The sequence below is a fragment of the Enterobacter cloacae complex sp. P1B genome, from assembly GCF_014982345.1.
GTDB classification, from domain to species: domain Bacteria; phylum Pseudomonadota; class Gammaproteobacteria; order Enterobacterales; family Enterobacteriaceae; genus Enterobacter; species Enterobacter bugandensis.
Map to the genome: position 1 here is coordinate 379,344 of NZ_JADCLF010000013.1, position 18,691 is coordinate 398,034.

The window sequence follows — 18,691 nt, forward strand, 5'->3', positions numbered from 1 at the left end:
CTCCGCATAAGAATAGTGATGACGAAACTATAATCATGGGGTATACAGGGCGGAAGACGCAGCGCTTGCACTTAATCGTTGCATATAACGCCTTATCTGAGGAGCTATCGTGTCCGATCCTGACTTTAACCTTCTGGTTGCGCTCGACGTTCTGCTGGCCGAAGCCAGCGTGGCTGGCGCGGCGCGGCGCTTAAACCTGAGCACCTCCGCCATGAGCCGCACCCTGAGCAGGCTGCGGGAGGTGACAGGCGATCCTATCCTGGTGCGGGCCGGTCGGCAGATGGTGCTGACGCCCTGGGCCGAAGCCACCCGGGACCGGGCCAGAAGCGCTGTGCATGAGGCAAGGGCGGTACTGCAACCCTCCACGGAAACGCTGAATGTTGAGCGTATGGAGCGCCTGTTCACCATCCGAGCCAACGACGGCTTTGTGGTGGCGTTTGGGCCACTGCTCATTGCCGCAGTGGCGGCGGTGGCGCCCGACGTCTGCATTCGCTTTTCGCCGAAACCTGAGAAAACGTCGCGCTATCTGCGTGAGGGGCTGGTTGACCTCGAGATCGGCGTGCAGAGCAATATGGGGCCTGAAATTCGTCTGCAACGGCTCTTTCAGGACCGGTTTGTGGGCGCGGTACGCCAGGGGCATCCGCTGGCCTCGCTGTCGTCAGTCAGCCTTGAGGATTATGTCGCCTGGGGGCACGTGGTGGCCTCGCCCGACGGCTCGTTACACGGATTTGTCGATGAGGCGCTGGCGGAACGCGGGATGAAGCGCAAAATTGCCAGCGTGGTGCCAGGGTTCCCGACGGCGTTATCGGTGGCGATGGTCTCCGATCTCGTTGCCATGGTGCCGGCGCTCTATCTGCTCAATCAGCCGATGACCGAGCGCGTGCACGTCTTTGAACTGCCGTTTAAAACCCGGAGCATTACGGTGTCACAGATGTGGCATCCGCGCATGGAAAAGGACCCGGCGCATCGCTGGCTCAGAGAAAAGGTGCTGGAGGTGTGCCGCGCTGTACGCTGACGGCTCAGGCCACTTTTTTTCGGCACGGAGAGAATGAAGCGCGTCGATACCGCATCCGATTCAACGCGAACGTTCGTTCTAATTTTGTGATGTGCGTCAGGTTTTAGTGTTCAGTAATATTACCTTTTACTCGATGAGCGATTGCTTAATACCTCTCCGACAACAGGAGCAGCGGTAAATGCGTTTGGCCAGCCAGCGTAAAACGCGGCTTGGGTAACGATCTCCCCAGCTTCCTCAGCAGAAAGTCCATTATCCATCGCTCTGTTGAGGTGATAGCCAATCTGCGCGCTCTGTCCAGATGCGATTAACGCGCTGACCGTAATCAGGCTTCTGTCGCGGGGTTTCAGCGCGGGTCTTTGCCAGAGATCCAGGAACAGGGGGTCAGCAGTAAATTTAACCAGGCCTGGAGATATTGGGCCTACATTTTTTTCCACTGTCTCTGAACGCTGCTTTTCTGCTTCCTGATTGAGAGGAAGCAGGTCCGGAGAAGCTTCAGGAAGTGCATCTGCCGTGACGCCACGAGTTTCAAATACTGCTTTGGTCACGCTGACGGCTGACATTGCATTTGGCCAACCTGAGTAGAACGCCAGATGGGTAATGATTTCTGACAATTCTGCTGGCGTAACGCCGCTATCGAGAGCGACGTCAATATAGTGCTTAAGCTCGGCAGGCTGGTTACGGGCAATCAGCATGGCGACGGTCACCATACTACGATCCCTGGGAGAGAGGGCATCGCGAGTCCACAGATCTTCAGTAATCGCTTCTCGACCAAAGCGCGCAAGAGCCGGTGAGACAGAACGAATATCAGCTTCAGGAATCGCTGAAGGTTCAATTTTCATCATAGCTTTACCTCTTGTTTCCTCAGCATTAGCAAAATCAGAAATAACAAGCGACATGGCCGCCGCTGCAATTACGCTTTTCATGTTAATCCTCACTGGTCAACGGTGCGGATCCTGTTTGATTCCGCCTTTGTTACGAAGAAATACCGGTTTTACCGGGATAGCGTCCTTCCTGGCGCTCATATGCGCCGTTTGCCTGAGATAGTCCAGGAAGTGCGGCGTTTGTCGGTGCAGTTGATAATCCTCCTCACTGGCGTAAATCTCATAGAAATACCAGCGGTTCGGACTCTGTGAGTCTGTAGCGGCATACATGGCTAACACGCCTTTCTCTACTTTGAGCGACTCGGCCATTTCAGGAAGGACGATGTTTTTAAATTCGGTCTGAAATTCAGGCTTTACCTCGACGATCACCAGATTATTAATGGTTCGCTCATTCGGTATGATGTGTTTGTCGCCCAGAAACTGTGGCTTCAGAGTGATTTTATTTTTCCGATCGATAATGTCAGGTGCCCGGGCAGCGAATGCCTTGTATGGTTCGGCATTCAGATGTTTGCGGTAAGCACTCTCGTTTTCATAGAGTTCGACCATGAATGCCTTACGTGGATTGTCGCTTCGTTGCAGGGCGTACATCGCCAGCGTACCTGCTTCATGATCAACCGAAGCGGAAATCGTCTGTCTGGCTACGTCTGCAAACTCTTTGTCCCGATCGGGTCTGACGCCGAGCTCAAAGATATTCATCACTACCTTATCCGGTGCGTCCGGTTTTGTTGCAAAGACAGAGGTGCTTATTAGCATGCAAATTAAAAGCATAAGGGGCTTTTTCACGTTGATCCTTTTACTGAAATGACTGTTTGCTACCGCGTCCAGACCTGCTTAACGTCTTTCGTTTGCGGCGTGTTTTGCGCCATAATCCCCGTCAGAACGTGCGGCTGGTAGGTTGCTTCCAGAAACCGGATTTCCTCAAGGCTCAGTTGAAGATTTACGGCGTTTACCGCGCCATCAACGTGATCTTTTTTTGTGGCCCCTACGACAGGTGACGTGACTTTTGTCAGCAGCCAGGCGAGTGAGATTTCCGTCATGGACACCTGATGCCGTTCGGCAAGTTCGGCGACACGCTCAATAATGAGCCGATCCTGTTCAGCCGTGCTGTCATATTTCCCGCGCGCATAATCATCCTCCGTGGCTCGCCGCGTGTGGCCTTCTTTCCGGGAGAGACGACCGCTGGCCAGCGCGCTATAGGGGGTCATGGCGATATCATCTTCAGCGCACAGACCGAAGAGCTCTCGTTCATCTTCACGCATAATCAGGTTGTAGTGGCTTTGCACGGAAACAAAGGGCGTCAGCCCTTCGCGTTCGGCAAGGGCGTTCGCTTTCGCAAGCTGCCAGGCATAGCAATTGGAAATACCAATAGCGCGCACTTTGCCCGCAGTAACGGCGGCATGAAGCGCTTCAAGCACCTCAATAACGGGCGTGTTGTAATCCCAGATGTGGTAGATGTAGAGGTCGATGTAGTCCATCCCCAGATTCTGCAGACTCTGGTCGAGCGATCGGGCTATTGCCTCTTTTCCGCCGATCCCCGCGGCAATTTGCGCGGCGGTTCGCGGCAGAAACTTGGTGGCCAGCACCACATCCTCGCGTTTTGCCATCTCCCGCAGCGCCCGGCCAACGTATCGCTCGCTGGAGCCGTTCTGATAGGCGATGGCGGTATCGTAAAAATTGATACCCTTTTCGAGACCGTAGCGGATGATGTCCCGGCTTGCTGTTTCGTCCAGCGTCCAGCGATGCTGGCCCGTTAACGGGTCGCCAAACCCCATACATCCCATACAGATGCGGGAGACCAGTAAGTCACTTTTACCGAGCCGGGTATACTGCATCGTTATTCTCCCTCTGGATTATTCACGACGGAATTAAGCAGATCGACAAGCCTTGAAGCATGTTCCCGGGCAAGCGTTTTATGCTGCGCGATTTTGTCGGCATCCCGGTCGGCATAGCTGATACCGCAGGTATAAACCGGCGCCAGCAGCTCAAGATTGCACAGTTTTGCCGTGGTCTCGAACGGAATAAGATACTCTTCAATGGCATGGCCAAAGAAACCGTCAGCGGTATAGAGCGCCTGTGGCGCCCCTGTAGTGAAGGAGAGGATCAGCTTTTTACCGCCCAGTTTCGCCGTTGAGCCATGCGCGAAGCCGTGGACAAAGACCTCGTCCAGCCATTGTTTCATTAACCCGGGCAGCCCATACCAGGAAAAAGGAAACTGCCAGACAATCACATCGGCCCTGAGCAGACTTTCCTGCTCCGCCGCGATATTGAATTTGCCGTCCGGATAGAGCCAGTCCAGACGACGAATTTCAGCATCGGGAAGGGCGGTCGCCACTTCATCAAGGATAGTGGCGTTAGCGACGGAATGGTTCAGCTCAGGATGACCTGAAATAACAAGGATATTTTTCATTTCAATACGTTAAAGAGGCTGGTGAATTTTTAGTCCAGTATAGAGTGACACCATTATTTTTTTTAGAGCAGTAAAGGCTCATTCACTTTTAGACAAAAACTAATAATGGTCGACTGTTCTCATTGTGCCCGGTCATCATGAACCCGTGGACTACGCCATGATGCCCAGTAAACGTTCCGCATTGCGAAACGCGATGGCCTCTTTTTCAGCCTTGTTGACGGGCAGACTGTCGATAAATGTTTTTACACCGTCGAGGGTCTGATAGGGGTAATCAACGGAGAACAGGATCCTGTCTGCCCCCATTAACGCGTAGATAAACTGGAAGTGCGGCAGTGTCAGCATACCTGACGGGGTAACGTAAACGTGTTCCTGGAAGGTTCTCGTTAGCGTGCGTGACAGACCCGTTGCAGCCAGCGGAAGGCTGTCATCAAGACGCTGCAGCCAGAAGGGTAGCATCTCCCCCCAGTGGCCACTGATTACCTGCAGGTGGGGATATTTATCAAATGCGCCCGATAACATCAGCCGTAACAAATGGATCCCGGCTTCGTGATGCCAGCCCCAGCCAAACATAGAGAGCCGGGCGTTGACCTCTGCGCTGAAGCCCGTGAAGTAGGCCTGTTGCACGCTTTTAACCGGTAATCCGGGATGAAGATAGAGTGGCACATTCAGTTTATTAAAGCGGGAAAGCAGGGAGTCATAGTCAGGATGATCGAGAAAGCATGAAGAGGGTCGGCCATTCAGAAGTGCCCCCTTAAACCCCAGTTTTTCAACTGCGCGGGCAAGCTCTTTTTCAGCCTCTTCCGGCTGTGCCCAGGGAAGTGTGGCAAATGCCGCGAAGCGATCCGGGTGATTTCTTACCGCCCCGGCAAGGCGGTCGTTTGCCGCCGTATTTAATGTTACCGCTTCATCCCCGGGTGCCAGCTGGGGAAATCCGCCCACAGAGAGGATCTGCAGGGTAATTCCAGCTTCATCCATATCCCTGAGGCGGCGGCTTCCCAAATCAGCGCCTTTCGCGTTTATCAGCGCATTCTTTTCTATCTGCGGCCGGCTTCGGTCAGGATTATGACCATCAGCGACGGTTTTCCCCCAGTCGCCAAGGAAAGGTGCCTGCTCAAGCGCAACAGGCATACACGCTCGCCCTAACTCGCTGTCGAGATAATGTTCTTCGAGGCAAATGATTTTCATATTCTCACCCTTCATACAAAGCAGTAAAAGTGATGCAGATTAGGATCGCCCGGAACAGCCCGTTCGTGAGTGTCATTCATGACAGTCTGTCCCGGACAGGGTTTACACCATCGGTTTTTCCCAGGCGCCTCGTGTATCCACTCTGGTCTCTGTGGCGAGTTGTTCCAGCAGGATGATTTCCTCATCGCGTAACTGGATGTCTGAAGCGCAGGCGGCGTCCAGAACGTGATGGACTTTAGTCGCACCAACGAGGGGAAGGGTACCTTTTGCAATAGCCCATGCGATGGCTATCTGTGCAACGCTGGCATTCCTTTCGGCTCCCATTTTTTTCATGGCGGCGGTTAATCTTTCTATCTGCGGCAGTACTGCGTTATAACTTTCGGCCCGGCCACTCCCGGCAGGCATGGGATGATTTGAATCATAACGACCACTGAGCGCGCCTTGCTCCAGGACCATGTAAGCAAAGAACGTGATGTTATTTTGTCGGCAATAATCAAGGATCCCGGCCTCTTCAGAGGCGCGATAAAGCAGGCTGTAGTGATTCTGTACTGCACTGAGGGAATAACCGGAAGCGTTAAGGATTTCGTTGGCGCGTCTGATTTGTGCCAGATTGTGGTTGGAAACCCCGACGCGTTTGACCTTACCGCTTTGTAAAAGTGGGATCAGTCCAGGCGTCCATTTCTCAACGTCGAGGGGATTATGGATCCAGTAGATATCAATCGCGTCCACACCCAGACGTCCAAGGCTGGCCTCAAGCATATCGCTAACAGGCTGCGCTGACTGTTCGTTCGCAATCTGCGGCGTGAATTTGGTGGATAAAATCATATCCTCGCGGGGGAACTGACGGACTAATGTTCCCAGCGCTGCCTCGGAACTCCCCATGCCATATACTGCTGCGGTATCCCAGAGATTCAGACCCTTACTCATGGCCGTGGTGAACACGTCTGCCATCTGAGTATCAGAAAGATGATTGCCGAAGACGGTGTCGCCACCGGCGAAGCCTGTGCCCCAGGACCATGTGCCGAGCGCGACTGGAGGAAGAGTTTTCATATTCAGCTCCTGAAAAAAGCCGGAACGTTGCTGACGTAAATCGGCCAAAGAGGGTGAGTAAAGATGAAAGACAGATGAATGAATTAAGTTGGCTGGCGGAGGGCATTTAACAGCGCCACACCGACACCGTGCGCTGAAGCGGGATTCTGCCCCGTGATAAGGCGACCGTCAGTAACCACATTTTCAGACCAGTTCGGGGCTTCATGATGAAGCGCGCCATGCTCGCGGAGTGCAGTCTCAAGCAGGTAGGGAACCACATCTGTGGTGTGAACTTCTTCCTCTTCCTTGTTGGTAAAGGCCGCCACGTTTTTGCCTTTCACCAGGTATTCTCCGCTGCTGAGCTTTGCGTCAACCAGTGCCGCAGGCCCGTGGCAGACGGCTGAGACAATCCCATCACTTTCATACACTTCGCGGATAATACGCTGGGCATCCTGGCTGTCGCGGAAATCCCACATGGTTCCATGCCCGCCCGCAAAGAAAACGGCGCTGTAATCGGAACCGTTCAGCTCAGATAACGCAGGCGTTGTGGCCAGACGCTGCTGAAAATCGGTTTCGTTCCAGAACCAGGCGTTGACAGAGTCACTGAGGTCAAATCCATCCACCGGCGGCTGTCCCCCGCGAATGCTGGCTATCATCGTTTTTAGTCCGGCATCTTCCAGTACTTTCAGCGGATGCGTCAGCTCAGCCAGGAAAAAACCTGTTGGTACACCGGATGCGCCTTTAATCGGATGGCTGGAAACGACACACAGCACGGGTTTATCTGCAGGTTTCATATCGGGCCTCACTCTTTATTTTTAAATTCAGCGGCAAAGAGATTTTCCCAGTTAATAAAGGAGCCAAGCGGAATGCACTCAAAGCTTAATAAGCCTGCTTTTGCCAGCGGAAATTCGGCCATTACGTTCATCGCTTCATCGACAGAGTCACACTCAAGAAAAATAGCGACGCCAGGTCTGTCCTGACGGAAGTAGATGTCGCGGATGAAGCCGGATTTATACAATCCCCAGGCGTGCAGCGCTTCAGCGTTAAGGTGTGGAGCATATTTTTCCAGCGATGCTCCAGGTGCGGGGATATCCAGACATAAAATTCGCATAAGTATCTCTTGTTCTCAGGTTTAAAGGGAAAGAAAGAAGAGTATATGAGCGCCATTTTGAGAAGATTAGGTGGCCATTGGCTTAAGCATATTTAGTCTGTACTTAATAATCAGGTGAGGAGTGCGACAGGGTAAATCTATGCCAGACATGTCTGTTCCTGCATCTGTATATGAATAGTCTGGCTTAATCAGTCGAAAACTCGGGCTGGCTTTCATATTCAGAACGTGCCTTTTCAACCTCGCCCTGATGAATCAAGGACCAGTCTATAAGTGTCATAACTGGCCCCATTAATGTCCGTCCAAGTGGAGTTAGCTCATATTCAACACGTGGCGGGATCGAAGGGAATACCGTCCGCGATACTAACCCGTCTCGTTTAAGACTTCTCAGTGTTAACGTCAGCATTCTCTGAGAAACCTGACCGATGTTCCATTTATTGCCAATCCCGATTTACCCGCAAGATTTGCGTGCGGCAGCGATCTCAACGTTCCGGACCCTGCAACCTTCTATGCGCCGGGACAGAACGATGCGGTGGGCTACACTGACTATCCCGCACTAAACAAAAGTAAAAAAACATAAATACCTTAATCCATTCTGTGCCGTGAATGTCATCTGAATGAGTACAGGTGTATTTCAAAATACGTGGTTAACAGTGGATCGCAGCATCAGTAAAAACGAACTAAAGGGATATTATTGACTTAAGCATCTTTAGGCTGTAGTTAATAATTAAGCAGTAATTGCTTAAGGAACACATTATGAATAACGCCCTGTATAACCAGATACGGATCTTTCAGAGCATTGCACGTGAGGGCAATATTTCGGCAGCCGCAAGAAAACTGGAAATTACGCCTCCCTCCGTCAGCAATGCGCTTAAGCTGCTGGAAGATCATATTGGCCATCCGCTTTTTGTGCGTACGACCCGCCGTATTGAGCTGACGGAAACCGGGCAACTGTTGCTGGAACAGACCGCTGCGGCGGTGGAGTCGCTGGAAAATTCGCTTGAAAGCATTCGCGACCAGAATCAGGAGCCCTCTGGTATCGTGCGAATCACGCTCTCGCGTTTTGCCTATCTGTTAATTCTTAAGCCTGCAATGGCGAAATTCTGTCAGCAATATCCGGGTATACAGCTGGAAATTTCGGTTTACGACGGTACTGTGAATGTTATCGAAGAGCGTTTTGATCTTGGGATCCGTTTTGGCGATATCCTCGAGGGTGGGGTGGTAGCGCGGCCGTTAATGAAACCCTTTCGTGAAGGGTTATATGCATCCTCAGCCTATCTCCGCGAGCATGGAACGCCTGAGGTGCCGTCAGATCTCAGTCAACACAAGCTGATTGGCTACCGTTTTATTACTAACAACCGCATCCTTCCGTTGATTCTGAACGATCGCGGAGAGCAGTTGACGGTTGAGATGCCCGGACAGTTAATCAGCAACGATATTGACGTTATGGCAGACGGGATCCGTAACGGCCTGGGAATTGGACGTTTGTTTGAACCCATCTGGCAGTTACAGCCGGACAGGGAGCGCTTTATACCCGTGATGGAGAGCTACTGGAAAACCTACCCGCCAGTGTATCTCTATTACCCCAAAAACGCGGGCAAAACGAAAAGAGTGAAGGCCCTGATTGATTTTCTGATATCCGCTACGGGGCGATAAAGGCGATAACGCATCGTCCCGTATGGAAGCGCTATTTCACAACCCCAGCGGCCTGGCCTCCTGTATGAACTCAATCAGAAGGCGAAGCCCGGTCGGCAGTTGCCGGCGGCTTGAATAATAGATATAAAAACCTTCCTCCAGCGGGGACCATTCCGTAAGCACCAGGCGGAGCCGTCCATCCTTCACATAGGGTGCAACAAGAGGCTCCGGAAAATACATCAGGCCGGCCCCGCCTAATACGGCCACAAGACCCGTTTCAGCCTGGTTGACCGTCACTGAGCCAGGCACAGTGATTTGGTACGTTTCGCCGTCTCGCTCAAGTTCCCAGCGATAAATCCGATCGTCGCCGAGACGATTGCTTATACAGCGATGGTGTAATAAATCATCAGGATGTTCAGGCGTTCCGTAGCGTTCAAGGTAGTCGGGGGATGCGGCGATAACCCAGCGAATATCGGCAGATAAACGCCGGGCAACCATGTCTTCCGGGACGGTGCCACCATAGCGGATACCGGCATCGAAGCCCGCATCAGTGACGTCAACCATACGGTTGCTGGCCACAATATCGATTTCAATATCGGGATAGCGATCCATAAACGCGGGCATAACCGGCGCAAGCAAAAGATTGGCCGCTTCAACGGCTGCATTGATGCGGATACGCCCGGTAGGCGTATTACGATACCGGTTAAGCGATTCAAGCGCGCCTTCTATCTTGTCGAAAGGCTGAAGGACAGACTGAACCAGTTCTTCACCTGCAGCCGTAGGTGTAACGCTCTTGGTCGTGCGATTAAGGAGGCGAACCCCGAGCCGGGTTTCCAGTCCCTTCAGGGCATGACTAAGCGCTGATGCACTGACACCTAATTCAATCGCCGCACGGCTGAAACTGCGATGACGTGCAATAGCCATGAAATAAATGAGATCGGCGACATCAGCTCTGCTTATTTGCATACAGAATCGTTTTCCTTGTGCGTTAAGGCCCGAATGCGTTGATACGGAAATGATATACACCATAGACCGACCAGGGCTAATCCGTTGCTGAATTTTTTTCACAAGTCCATCCACTCATCGCCTCTCACTGAACACATTGTGCTTCGTTATTCTTGAAAATTATGCGCTCTGGCCGTCGGTCAGGGCGGAACATTCACCTAACGGAGCCGTGTATGAACTATACGCATCTTGGCCGCACCGGCCTGAAAGTCAGCCGCCTTTGTCTCGGAACCATGAATTTTGGTGATGTCACCGACGAGAAAACCAGCGCCCGCATTCTGGATGAAGCGCTTGAGGCGGGTATCAATTTCATTGATACAGCAGACGTGTATGGCACCGAGCAATCACCCGATATCCAGCAAGGTTCGGGGCTGTCTGAAGAGATTATTGGTCGCTGGCTCCAGCAGGGTGGCCGCCGTGACCGTATCGTTCTGGCGACGAAAGCCTATCAGCCTATGGGACCGGGTCCGAACGATCGCCGTCTTTCTGCTTACCATATTCGCAAGGCCTGCGAGGACAGTTTGCGACGGCTTAAGACCGACCATATTGACGTCTATCAGATGCATCACATCGATCGTTATACACCATGGGAAGAGGTCTGGCAGGCCATGGAACTCCTTGTTCAGCAGGGAAAAGTGCTTTATATCGGTAGCAGCAATTTCGCAGGCTGGGACATTGCGACTGCGCAGTCAGTTGCCACGGCCCGTCATTCCCTGGGCCTGGTTGCTGAGCAAAGTCTCTACAATCTGACTGCCCGAACCGTTGAGCTGGAGGTCATTCCCGCATGCCGTCATTTTGGCCTGGGACTGATTCCCTGGAGCCCACTTGCCGGAGGGTTGCTTGGCGGCGTACTGAAAAAGATGGCAAGCGGGCGCCGTGCAAGGCCCGCGTTTTCCCGTCTAATCGAACAGTATCGTCCGCAGCTGGAAGCCTACGAAGGATTATGTGAGGACCTCGGCGAAACCCCTTCCGATGTGGCGCTTGCCTGGCTCCTGCAGAATCCTGTGGTTACTGCTCCACTTATCGGGCCTCGTACGGTCGATCAACTCCTGCAGGCGCTTCACGCAACGACAATCACGCTATCAGACGACACCATGAGCTGTCTCGACGAAATCTGGCCCGGACCCGGGGGAGAAGCGCCCCAGGCTTATGCCTGGTAATGACCACATTAATGAATCCTTTCTTCGCTATAGGGAGTTCCAGTTTATGAGCAAGATGATGCATGACCAGCATTCTGCTTCCGTACCCGCTTCCCGGGATCGTCGCAATTTTCTGATCGCCGGCGCCGGTCTGGCGTTGGCCGCTACCACCCTTGGCAGGAGCGGTGCAGTGATGGCGAACCCGGCTGGTCAGGACTCGTCGAACGCCCCTTCGGATGCTGTTCCCGTCCAGAAGGAGACCTTAACCACGCGTAAACTCGGCTCGCTGGAGGTTTCCAGCATGGGACTAGGGTGTCTGCCCATGGTGGGGTATTACGGCGGTGGTCCGCGCGATCGCAAAGCCATGGTGTCGCTCATCCGGGCCGCCTTCGAACAAGGCATTACGTTCTTTGATACTGCCGAGGTGTATGGCCCCCATCTCAGTGAAGAATTTGTCGGGGAAGCACTGGCCCCCGTTCGCGATCGTGTGGTGATTGCCACTAAGTTCGGTTTCGGCGTGGAGGAGGGGAAGCCAACCTCCCTTAACAGCCATCCTGACCATATTCGCCGTGCCGTAGAGGGCTCGCTGAAGCGTCTGAAAACGGACCACATCGATCTTCTTTATCAGCATCGCCCCGATCCGAATGTGCCGATTGAGGATGTGGCGGAAACCGTGAAGGCGTTGATCCAGGAGGGTAAAGTGAAACACTGGGGATTGTCGGAAGCGAGTGCCAGGACAATCCGCCGCGCACATGCGGTACTCCCTGTGACTGCAGTACAGAGTGAGTATGCCATGTGGTGGCGTGAACCGGAGACGCGGATATTTCCAACGCTCGAAGAGCTGGGTATCGGCTTTGTACCTTACTGCCCGACCGCCCGGAGTTTCCTTGCCGGGGCAGTCAATCCAAGCCAGCGGTTCGACAGCACAGATCGGCGGCATAACCTGCCACGCTTCCAGCCCGATGCCCTGGCCAAAAACATGGTACTGCTTGAATTCGCGCAGTCGTGGGCCCGCCGCAAAAACACCACTCCGGTTCAGTTCGCGCTGGCCTGGGTGATGGCTCAGCGGCCATGGATAGTCCCCATCCCGGGTACGACGCAATATCCGCACCTGATAGAAAATAGCGGTGCACCGCAAGTCCGGTTGACGGACAGCGAGTTACGCGAAATCGATGCAGCGCTTGCCAGGATCCCATTGCAGGGCGGTCGCGCAGATCCGTTTACCGAAAGTCAGTTTGATAAAAGTTAAACGGTGATGGCCACCTTTATACTTACTGTCACAGGGAGACTGTAGGTAAAGTCTCCCGGTCGGCGATCCGACCCTGACATCACGAGTTGTTCATTGTCACCAACAGCGGGCCCGAACCAACGCCGGGCCAGGGTAGGGCATTAACAGTCCTGTATTGCTGAAGGCGGTGTGAGTGAAGGTGGCGTATCCGGAAGCGGGGGAATGATCCCGTCGACGGGGTGCGGCAGATAGCGTGCCTCGAGTTCCATGATTTCGGCATCGCTAAGTGAAAAGTCCAGCGCGCTGATAGCCGTGGAAAGATGTTCTGGTTTCGTCGCGCCGATGATCGGTGCTGTGATGACCGTTTTTGATAGCAACCAGGCAATTGCAACATGGGCTCTTGGCACATGGTGCTTTTCAGCAATGCTGGCAACAACATCAATAACGGGCTTATCCAGAAGGGCTGCGTTCTCATACATTTTTAACGCAAAGGCATCGTTTTGCGTTCGTCGGGACGTGACACTCCAGTCGCGCGTGAGCCTGCCGCGTGCCATCGGACTCCAGGGGATCACACCAACGCCCTGGTCTTCACACAGGGGCAGCATCTCGCGCTCTTCTTCCCGGTAAAGCAGGTTGTATTGCGGTTGCATTGTAATAAATCGGGTCCAGCCGTTACGCTCTGCCGTATGCTGCATTTTTGCAAAGCGCCAGGCTTCCATAGATGATGCGCCGATGTAACGTACTTTTCCTGATTTAACGAGGTCATGCAGAGCCTCCATGGTCTCTTCAACAGGCGTGGAGTGGTCAAAGCGGTGAATCTGAAAGAGATCCACGTAATCCATGCCTAAGCGCATCAGGCTATCGTCAATAGACTGAAAAATGGCCTTGCGGGAAAGAAACCCGGTATTGGGTGAGTTGCGCCACGGAAAGAAGGTCTTTGTTGCCACAACGATCTCATCGCGTCTGGCCATTTCTCTCAGCGCTTTTCCAGTGATCTCTTCAGAACTTCCGCCCGAGTAGATATTCGCGGTATCAAAAAAATTAATGCCCGCTTCAAGCGCCTGACGAATGAGCGGACGTGACGCCTTTTCATCCAGGGACCAGGGTTGAGGCAGACGTTCAGGTTCACCATAGCTCATACAACCGAGACAAAGACGGGAGACTTGCAAACCGCTACGACCCAGATTCACATACTTCATTCTGTTTTCCTTCTTTTATTGCCAGCAATTCTGTATGTGAAAGGGTATTGCACTGACATGAAGGGAACCAGCATGCGCCATCGAATGGTGTTGTGAGTTTTTTTCACAGATGGGCGTAATCGTCAGTGGGTTTTACATACAAACTGCGTGGCCAATGGTGAATCCTCAAGACTGAGGAGGGATACCTCCTGAGGCACGGCAATATTCTTATTTAACATAATATACATTATGCGCACCAACGTAATGCCAGTCAAAATCTGCCTTTCTACGGTCGTGATTGGCCCCGGTTCATTGATAGCTTGTGAAATCCCAACTTCTACGTTTATCCAATGTTAAAAGACGTTTGATATACTCCTGGCTTTGACCACCGCTGCTGTAGACTTATGGAAATCGAACTCAATAAAAGCTTTAAAGAAAGGATTTTCCACGCTGTCATTTTTGAAGTGACGGCCAACGTTATCATCGCTCTGTCTCTTGCGTGGCTGATGAACGTTTCGGTACTCCAGTCGGGTTCGTTGTCGGTGATATCTGCGCTTACCGCAACGGTCTGGAATTTTGTCTTCAATAAGTTCTTTGACGCCCTGCAGAAAAAACATCAGTTCCAACGAACGTTTCTCGTTCGCGCCATCCATGCAGTTGGGTTTGAAACGGGCCTTATCATCTCCTTAATCCCTGTGGCCATGTTCATGCTGAATTTAACGATCGCGGAGGCATTTTTTGTTGAGATTGGCCTTGTACTGTTTTTCCTGCCATACACGATGCTTTTTAACTGGCTCTATGATTATCTGCGTTGGACATTCGTAGGGAGTAAACGGTCTGCTGTGTAGCGAGTATTGATATCGGTCACATTCGCAACCCCTTGATCGTGTTGGACTCCACTCTCTTTCTATACTTCTCATTTCACCATCACTTTTGAGGAGTCCATTATGTTTGATCATGTAAAATTCGGCGTCAGCGATTATGAGAAAAGTAAAACCTTCTTCCTCATGTCGCTTCAACCGCTCGGTGTCGAACTCGTCGATGAAGGCTCTCCTGACTATGGCGTCGAAATGAGTTCCGGCGATGTTTCTCTTTGCCTTTTTCAGTCGAATGATAAACCCGCTCCGCTTCATCTGGCCTTTGTGGCCACGACACGCCAGCAGGTTGATGACTTTTACCATGCCGCGCTGCGCGCAGGCGGACGCGACAATGGCGCACCGGGATTGCGCTCCTACGGTAAAAATTACTATGCCGCATTTGTCATTGCCCCTGATGGTCATAATATCGAAGCGGTATGCCATGCCCCCGAAGAAAGATAACTTAATTTCACCCGCTTGCGAGTACCCGCGCCAGCCAGTTTTCTGGCTGGCTCACGCTCAGGCCAATACGACCGATACCCCTTTTTCCGATACCGCATTGACCCAGCCGCGGTCGGTATCGCCTTCGACGACAATCGTATTCGCCAGCGCCACATCGCCAATAACAAATGATGACGCCGTATTTATTTTTTCCGGCGACGCCAGGACAACCGTCTCGGCGGCTCTGCCGGAAAATGCACGTTTGATGCACGCCTCTTCGAAATCTCCGGTCGTCAGCCCTGCTTCCGGATGGATACCGGTCACGCCCATAAAGAACAGATCCGCATGAATGTTTTCGATACCTTCGATGGCCGCCGCGCCGACGGCTACAATCGAGTGTTTATATAAACGGCCGCCGATCAGAATCACCTCAATAAAAGGATGATTAACAAGCCCCAGGGCAATGCTCGGACTGTGCGTCACCACGGTAATACGCAGGTCTTGCGGTAAAAAAGCGAGCAATTCTGAAGTGGTCGTTCCACCGTCAACGATCACCACCTGGCCCGAAGAAATCAGCTGTGCCCCCTTCTGCGCCACCTTTCTTTTGGCATCCATTTTAACGAACTGTCGTTCCGCGAAAGGCACAGTGGCGGAAGACGACGGCAGCGCGCCGCCGTGAACCCGCTGTAAACGCCCTTCTGCCGCCAGCTCGCGCAAATCGCGTCGGATGGTGTCTTCAGAGACGTCGAAGAGAATGCTAAGCGCTTTTGACTGGACTTGACCTTCGGCACCGAGCTTTTCAAGGATCAACTGTTTTCGCTGACTGGTGAGCATGATGTATTCCTGACGTTGCATGTTTAATCTTGATAATGCACGATAGTGCTGGTATTGATAGTTACTCTACGTAAGGAGGACGAAACGTGCAATCAAAACGTGCAGATGTGCGCATCATTGACAGTGAAACCCTGTCCGATAACTGGTACTTACTTAAAAAATATACCTTTGACCTACAAAGACGCGATGGCGAATGGCAGCGGCAAACGCGTGAAGTTTATGACCGGGGGAACGGCGCTACGATCCTGCTCTACAACCGTGACCAAAAAACGGTGATTCTGACCCGCCAGTTCCGCTTCCCGGTCTTTATTAATGGCCATGAGGACAATCTGATTGAGGCGGCGGCCGGCCTGCTTGATAACATGGATCCGGAAAGCCGCATTAGAGCAGAGGCGGAAGAAGAGACCGGGTTTAACGTGTCGAGCGTGCAGAAAATCTTTGAAGCCTACATGAGCCCAGGCTCCGTCACGGAGAAACTCTATTTCTATATTGCCGAGTATCAGCCGAAGGACAAAACCAGCGCAGGCGGCGGTATCAAAGCGGAGGGAGAAGATATCGACGTGCTGGAAATGCCCTTTGAAGAGGCCTTGCGGGGAATTGATACGGGCAAAATCGTCGACGGAAAAACCATCATGCTGCTCTACCATATTGCACTGAAAGGCCTTCTGTAACCTGCCGCTCGCCTGACGCCTGTCCCGGTGCAGGTGCAGGTGTCGGCCTGTGCTATCCTTGCTGAAACACGCAAAACGGAGATCTGAAGATGGCCGACTGGAACCCTTCGCTTTATCTGCAATACGGCGCTGAACGAACGCGCCCTGCCGCCGAGCTGCTTGCCAGAATTCCCCTGAGTGACGTTGCCACCATTGCCGATTTGGGCTGCGGGCCGGGAAACAGCACCGCGCTGTTGCAGCATCGCTGGCCTAAAGCGCAGATTGTCGGCGTCGATAACTCACCGGCTATGCTGGAAGAGGCGCGCAGCGCACTGCCCGACTGTCAGTTCGTTGAGGCCGATATCCGCCAGTTCAGGCCAGGCCAGCCGTTGAACCTCATCTATGCGAACGCATCCCTACAGTGGATACCTGACCATTACGATCTCCTGCCGCATCTGGCGTCACTGCTCGCGCTCAATGGCGTGCTGGCGATCCAGATGCCGGACAACTGGCTTGAGCCCACGCATGTGGCGATGCGTGAAGTGGCGCTGGAGCAAGGCTACCCGGACCGTGGCCGCGAGCCGCTGCCTGGCGTGCATGCCTATTACGATATCCTGTCGGAGGCCGGCTGCGATGTGGATATCTGGCGGACAACCTATTTCCATAAAATGAGTTCGCACCAGGCCATTATTGACTGGGTCAGCGCGACCGGTTTACGCCCGTGGCTCCAGGAACTGAGCGAGAGCGAGCAGCAACGCTTCCTGAAACGCTACCATGAACTGCTGGAAGAGCAGTATCCGCTCCAGGAAAACGGGCAGATACTGCTGGCTTTTCCTCGACTGTTTATGGTTGCCCAGCGTCAGCCCTGAATGGCGCTATGAACGGGCCTCTTTGAGCAGCTGCTGGATAACCTTTTCCTGCTGCTCATAATTCCCTTCGCCAAACGAGGTATAGCGTAGCTGACCTTTAGCATCGAAATAGTAATGCGCGGGCCAGTACTGGTTGCCGAAAGCGTTCCAGATCTGATAGTTGTTGTCCGTCACAACCCGGTACGGCAGCTGCCATTTATTTACCGCGTTTTTCACCGAGGCGATCGGTTTCTCCCAGGGGTATTCAGGCGTGTGTACCCCTATGACGACCAGGCCCTGAGACTGGTATTTTGTTGCCCAGTCGCGCACGTGCGGAAGCGTATGCTGGCAGTTAATGCAGTCCCAGGTCCAGAAATCGATCAGAACCACCTTCCCGCGCAACGATTCAGACGTGACAGGGTCACCATTTACCCACCCTGTTCCACCGCTTAATGAAGGCAGCTGGCTGCTGGGCTCGGTCATGACGACCGGTTGAAGCTTCGCTGGTTGCGCGGCGGGCTTTGCCAGATTCAGCAGCGCGGTTTCAAGACGATTCGCGACGCCGTTTGCGCCTTGCAGAGCAGACGTCATCCCCGTTGCGTTAAAGACGACGGCCGCTAACATCACCACGCCTGCCGCCTGACGTAATTTTTCCATCAGCGCCGATCTTGCTCTCAGCGGCGCCATCAGCGTGCGGCCTCCGAAAACGAGCAGGCCCAGCATCAGCGCGCAGCCGCTACCATAGGCGGCCAGCAAGGCTCCTGTGGCAATGGCCGAGTGTCCGGCAATATTGATGCTGAAAATGGCGCCCAGAATCGGTCCCGCGCAGGGAGACCAGAGCAGCCCGACGGCAAGACCGGCCAGAAAAGCCGATGCCATACCACGCGTTTGCCCGCTTCGGGTGTTGAGGACATTTCCCGCGCTGACTGCCGGCCCGGCGATACGCTGGGCAAAGGCCGGAAAAATTAAGGCCAGCGCGGCCGTGGCCAGGACGATAAGCGCGATCCAGCGCCCGACGATAGTTGCCTCTGCTATCCACTCGCTGGCGACGGTGACGACCATCGCCACCAGGGTGAACATGACGATCATCCCCGCGAGCAGCGCCAGACTATGTCGCCGCTGCCCCTGAAAACCGGCGAACAGGAGAGGAATTACCGGGAGCGTACATGGACTGAGCAGGCTTATCATCCCGCCCAGGAAAGCAATTATCAGAAACATAGACACCTCACAATACAAGTCCTGCGATGCTGC

21 protein-coding genes are annotated in these 18,691 nt (G+C 53.3%); 8 read left to right on the forward strand and 13 right to left on the reverse strand.

The genetic code is table 11. The annotated features are described in order from the left end of the window. Positions 1-109: 109 nt before the first annotated feature. Positions 110-1,015, forward strand: a complete 906-nt coding sequence (locus INF77_RS14645) for a LysR family transcriptional regulator (protein ID WP_045260531.1) — start codon at positions 110-112, stop codon at positions 1,013-1,015. A gap of 119 nt (positions 1,016-1,134) precedes the next feature. Here INF77_RS14645 and INF77_RS14650 read toward each other — a convergent pair whose 3' ends face one another. From INF77_RS14650 to INF77_RS14690, 9 genes are all read right to left on the reverse strand, one after another. Next, complete coding sequence (locus INF77_RS14650; protein WP_049137962.1) at positions 1,135-1,938, reverse strand: carboxymuconolactone decarboxylase family protein; 804 nt, start codon at positions 1,936-1,938, stop codon at positions 1,135-1,137. 15 nt (positions 1,939-1,953) lie between these two features. Beyond that, positions 1,954-2,649 (reverse strand): putative quinol monooxygenase, encoded by a 696-nt coding sequence (locus INF77_RS14655; RefSeq protein WP_193531922.1) that lies wholly within the window; start codon positions 2,647-2,649, stop codon positions 1,954-1,956. Positions 2,650-2,708: 59 nt separating this feature from the next. Beyond that, complete coding sequence (locus INF77_RS14660) at positions 2,709-3,728, reverse strand: aldo/keto reductase (RefSeq protein WP_193531883.1); 1,020 nt, start codon at positions 3,726-3,728, stop codon at positions 2,709-2,711. Between the two features lie 2 nt (positions 3,729-3,730). Continuing rightward, positions 3,731-4,303 (reverse strand): NAD(P)H-dependent oxidoreductase, encoded by a 573-nt coding sequence (locus INF77_RS14665; protein WP_058663468.1) that lies wholly within the window; start codon positions 4,301-4,303, stop codon positions 3,731-3,733. 150 nt (positions 4,304-4,453) lie between these two features. Continuing rightward, positions 4,454-5,488: an amidohydrolase family protein gene (locus tag INF77_RS14670; RefSeq protein WP_182033860.1), complete on the reverse strand. Its 1,035-nt coding sequence runs from the start codon at positions 5,486-5,488 to the stop codon at positions 4,454-4,456. A gap of 102 nt (positions 5,489-5,590) precedes the next feature. Next, entirely contained in the window at positions 5,591-6,538 is a 948-nt protein-coding gene (locus INF77_RS14675; RefSeq protein ID WP_193531882.1) for an aldo/keto reductase, read from the reverse strand. 83 nt (positions 6,539-6,621) lie between these two features. After that, positions 6,622-7,311, reverse strand: coding sequence for a type 1 glutamine amidotransferase domain-containing protein (locus INF77_RS14680; RefSeq protein WP_193531881.1), 690 nt, complete (start codon positions 7,309-7,311; stop codon positions 6,622-6,624). An 8-nt stretch (positions 7,312-7,319) separates the two neighbouring features. Further along, the gene (locus INF77_RS14685; protein WP_014831950.1) at positions 7,320-7,628 is read right to left on the reverse strand and encodes a hypothetical protein; all 309 of its coding nucleotides are present in this window, start codon (positions 7,626-7,628) and stop codon (positions 7,320-7,322) included. A gap of 184 nt (positions 7,629-7,812) precedes the next feature. After that, on the reverse strand, positions 7,813-8,031 hold the full coding sequence (locus tag INF77_RS14690) for a helix-turn-helix domain-containing protein (RefSeq protein ID WP_193531880.1): 219 nt from the start codon (positions 8,029-8,031) through the stop codon (positions 7,813-7,815). A 350-nt stretch (positions 8,032-8,381) separates the two neighbouring features. Between INF77_RS14690 and INF77_RS14695 the strand changes: the two genes are divergently transcribed. After that, positions 8,382-9,281 (forward strand): LysR family transcriptional regulator, encoded by a 900-nt coding sequence (locus INF77_RS14695; protein WP_063154088.1) that lies wholly within the window; start codon positions 8,382-8,384, stop codon positions 9,279-9,281. 36 nt (positions 9,282-9,317) lie between these two features. On the opposite strand, the gene INF77_RS14700 is transcribed toward INF77_RS14695, so the two are convergent. Further along, the gene (locus tag INF77_RS14700) at positions 9,318-10,226 is read right to left on the reverse strand and encodes a LysR family transcriptional regulator (RefSeq protein ID WP_014831948.1); all 909 of its coding nucleotides are present in this window, start codon (positions 10,224-10,226) and stop codon (positions 9,318-9,320) included. A 212-nt stretch (positions 10,227-10,438) separates the two neighbouring features. Between INF77_RS14700 and INF77_RS14705 the strand changes: the two genes are divergently transcribed. After that, the gene (locus tag INF77_RS14705) at positions 10,439-11,425 is read left to right on the forward strand and encodes an aldo/keto reductase (RefSeq protein ID WP_193531879.1); all 987 of its coding nucleotides are present in this window, start codon (positions 10,439-10,441) and stop codon (positions 11,423-11,425) included. 46 nt (positions 11,426-11,471) lie between these two features. Continuing rightward, on the forward strand, positions 11,472-12,653 hold the full coding sequence (locus tag INF77_RS14710; RefSeq protein ID WP_182033865.1) for an aldo/keto reductase: 1,182 nt from the start codon (positions 11,472-11,474) through the stop codon (positions 12,651-12,653). A 140-nt stretch (positions 12,654-12,793) separates the two neighbouring features. Here the strand turns inward: INF77_RS14710 and INF77_RS14715 are convergent, their stop codons facing one another. Continuing rightward, on the reverse strand, positions 12,794-13,831 hold the full coding sequence (locus INF77_RS14715) for an aldo/keto reductase (RefSeq protein ID WP_045260527.1): 1,038 nt from the start codon (positions 13,829-13,831) through the stop codon (positions 12,794-12,796). A gap of 383 nt (positions 13,832-14,214) precedes the next feature. Here INF77_RS14715 and INF77_RS14720 point away from each other — a divergent pair, with 383 nt between their 5' ends. Both INF77_RS14720 and INF77_RS14725 read left to right on the forward strand, forming a co-directional pair. Further along, positions 14,215-14,658: a PACE efflux transporter gene (locus INF77_RS14720; protein ID WP_059357553.1), complete on the forward strand. Its 444-nt coding sequence runs from the start codon at positions 14,215-14,217 to the stop codon at positions 14,656-14,658. A gap of 99 nt (positions 14,659-14,757) precedes the next feature. Continuing rightward, complete coding sequence (locus INF77_RS14725; RefSeq protein WP_028013164.1) at positions 14,758-15,129, forward strand: VOC family protein; 372 nt, start codon at positions 14,758-14,760, stop codon at positions 15,127-15,129. Between the two features lie 57 nt (positions 15,130-15,186). Here the strand turns inward: INF77_RS14725 and INF77_RS14730 are convergent, their stop codons facing one another. Continuing rightward, positions 15,187-15,942, reverse strand: coding sequence for a DeoR/GlpR family DNA-binding transcription regulator (locus INF77_RS14730; protein WP_193531878.1), 756 nt, complete (start codon positions 15,940-15,942; stop codon positions 15,187-15,189). An 86-nt stretch (positions 15,943-16,028) separates the two neighbouring features. Here INF77_RS14730 and INF77_RS14735 point away from each other — a divergent pair, with 86 nt between their 5' ends. Next, on the forward strand, positions 16,029-16,613 hold the full coding sequence (locus tag INF77_RS14735) for an NUDIX domain-containing protein (protein WP_192986911.1): 585 nt from the start codon (positions 16,029-16,031) through the stop codon (positions 16,611-16,613). An 89-nt stretch (positions 16,614-16,702) separates the two neighbouring features. After that, positions 16,703-17,461, forward strand: coding sequence for a trans-aconitate 2-methyltransferase (gene tam, locus INF77_RS14740; protein ID WP_028013161.1), 759 nt, complete (start codon positions 16,703-16,705; stop codon positions 17,459-17,461). A gap of 6 nt (positions 17,462-17,467) precedes the next feature. Here the strand turns inward: tam and INF77_RS14745 are convergent, their stop codons facing one another. Beyond that, on the reverse strand, positions 17,468-18,658 hold the full coding sequence (locus tag INF77_RS14745; RefSeq protein WP_193531877.1) for a cytochrome c biogenesis protein/redoxin: 1,191 nt from the start codon (positions 18,656-18,658) through the stop codon (positions 17,468-17,470). Positions 18,659-18,691 lie beyond the last annotated feature (33 nt).

Bases quoted from the DNA above. Each gene is read 5' to 3' on its own strand.
- INF77_RS14665 (WP_058663468.1), bottom strand. From the start codon at position 4,303: ATGAAAAATATCCTTGTTATTTCAGGTCATCCTGAGCTGAACCATTCC.
- INF77_RS14745 (WP_193531877.1), bottom strand. From the start codon at position 18,658: ATGTTTCTGATAATTGCTTTCCTGGGCGGGATGATAAGCCTGCTCAGT.
- INF77_RS14655 (WP_193531922.1), bottom strand. From the start codon at position 2,649: ATGCTAATAAGCACCTCTGTCTTTGCAACAAAACCGGACGCACCGGAT.
- INF77_RS14685 (WP_014831950.1), bottom strand. From the start codon at position 7,628: ATGCGAATTTTATGTCTGGATATCCCCGCACCTGGAGCATCGCTGGAA.
- tam (WP_028013161.1), top strand. From the start codon at position 16,703: ATGGCCGACTGGAACCCTTCGCTTTATCTGCAATACGGCGCTGAACGA.
- INF77_RS14700 (WP_014831948.1), bottom strand. From the start codon at position 10,226: ATGCAAATAAGCAGAGCTGATGTCGCCGATCTCATTTATTTCATGGCT.
- INF77_RS14705 (WP_193531879.1), top strand. From the start codon at position 10,439: ATGAACTATACGCATCTTGGCCGCACCGGCCTGAAAGTCAGCCGCCTT.
- INF77_RS14725 (WP_028013164.1), top strand. From the start codon at position 14,758: ATGTTTGATCATGTAAAATTCGGCGTCAGCGATTATGAGAAAAGTAAA.
- INF77_RS14710 (WP_182033865.1), top strand. From the start codon at position 11,472: ATGAGCAAGATGATGCATGACCAGCATTCTGCTTCCGTACCCGCTTCC.
- INF77_RS14680 (WP_193531881.1), bottom strand. From the start codon at position 7,311: ATGAAACCTGCAGATAAACCCGTGCTGTGTGTCGTTTCCAGCCATCCG.
- INF77_RS14660 (WP_193531883.1), bottom strand. From the start codon at position 3,728: ATGCAGTATACCCGGCTCGGTAAAAGTGACTTACTGGTCTCCCGCATC.
- INF77_RS14720 (WP_059357553.1), top strand. From the start codon at position 14,215: ATGGAAATCGAACTCAATAAAAGCTTTAAAGAAAGGATTTTCCACGCT.
- INF77_RS14715 (WP_045260527.1), bottom strand. From the start codon at position 13,831: ATGAAGTATGTGAATCTGGGTCGTAGCGGTTTGCAAGTCTCCCGTCTT.
- INF77_RS14695 (WP_063154088.1), top strand. From the start codon at position 8,382: ATGAATAACGCCCTGTATAACCAGATACGGATCTTTCAGAGCATTGCA.
- INF77_RS14675 (WP_193531882.1), bottom strand. From the start codon at position 6,538: ATGAAAACTCTTCCTCCAGTCGCGCTCGGCACATGGTCCTGGGGCACA.
- INF77_RS14650 (WP_049137962.1), bottom strand. From the start codon at position 1,938: ATGAAAAGCGTAATTGCAGCGGCGGCCATGTCGCTTGTTATTTCTGAT.
- INF77_RS14730 (WP_193531878.1), bottom strand. From the start codon at position 15,942: ATGCTCACCAGTCAGCGAAAACAGTTGATCCTTGAAAAGCTCGGTGCC.
- INF77_RS14670 (WP_182033860.1), bottom strand. From the start codon at position 5,488: ATGAAAATCATTTGCCTCGAAGAACATTATCTCGACAGCGAGTTAGGG.
- INF77_RS14690 (WP_193531880.1), bottom strand. From the start codon at position 8,031: ATGCTGACGTTAACACTGAGAAGTCTTAAACGAGACGGGTTAGTATCG.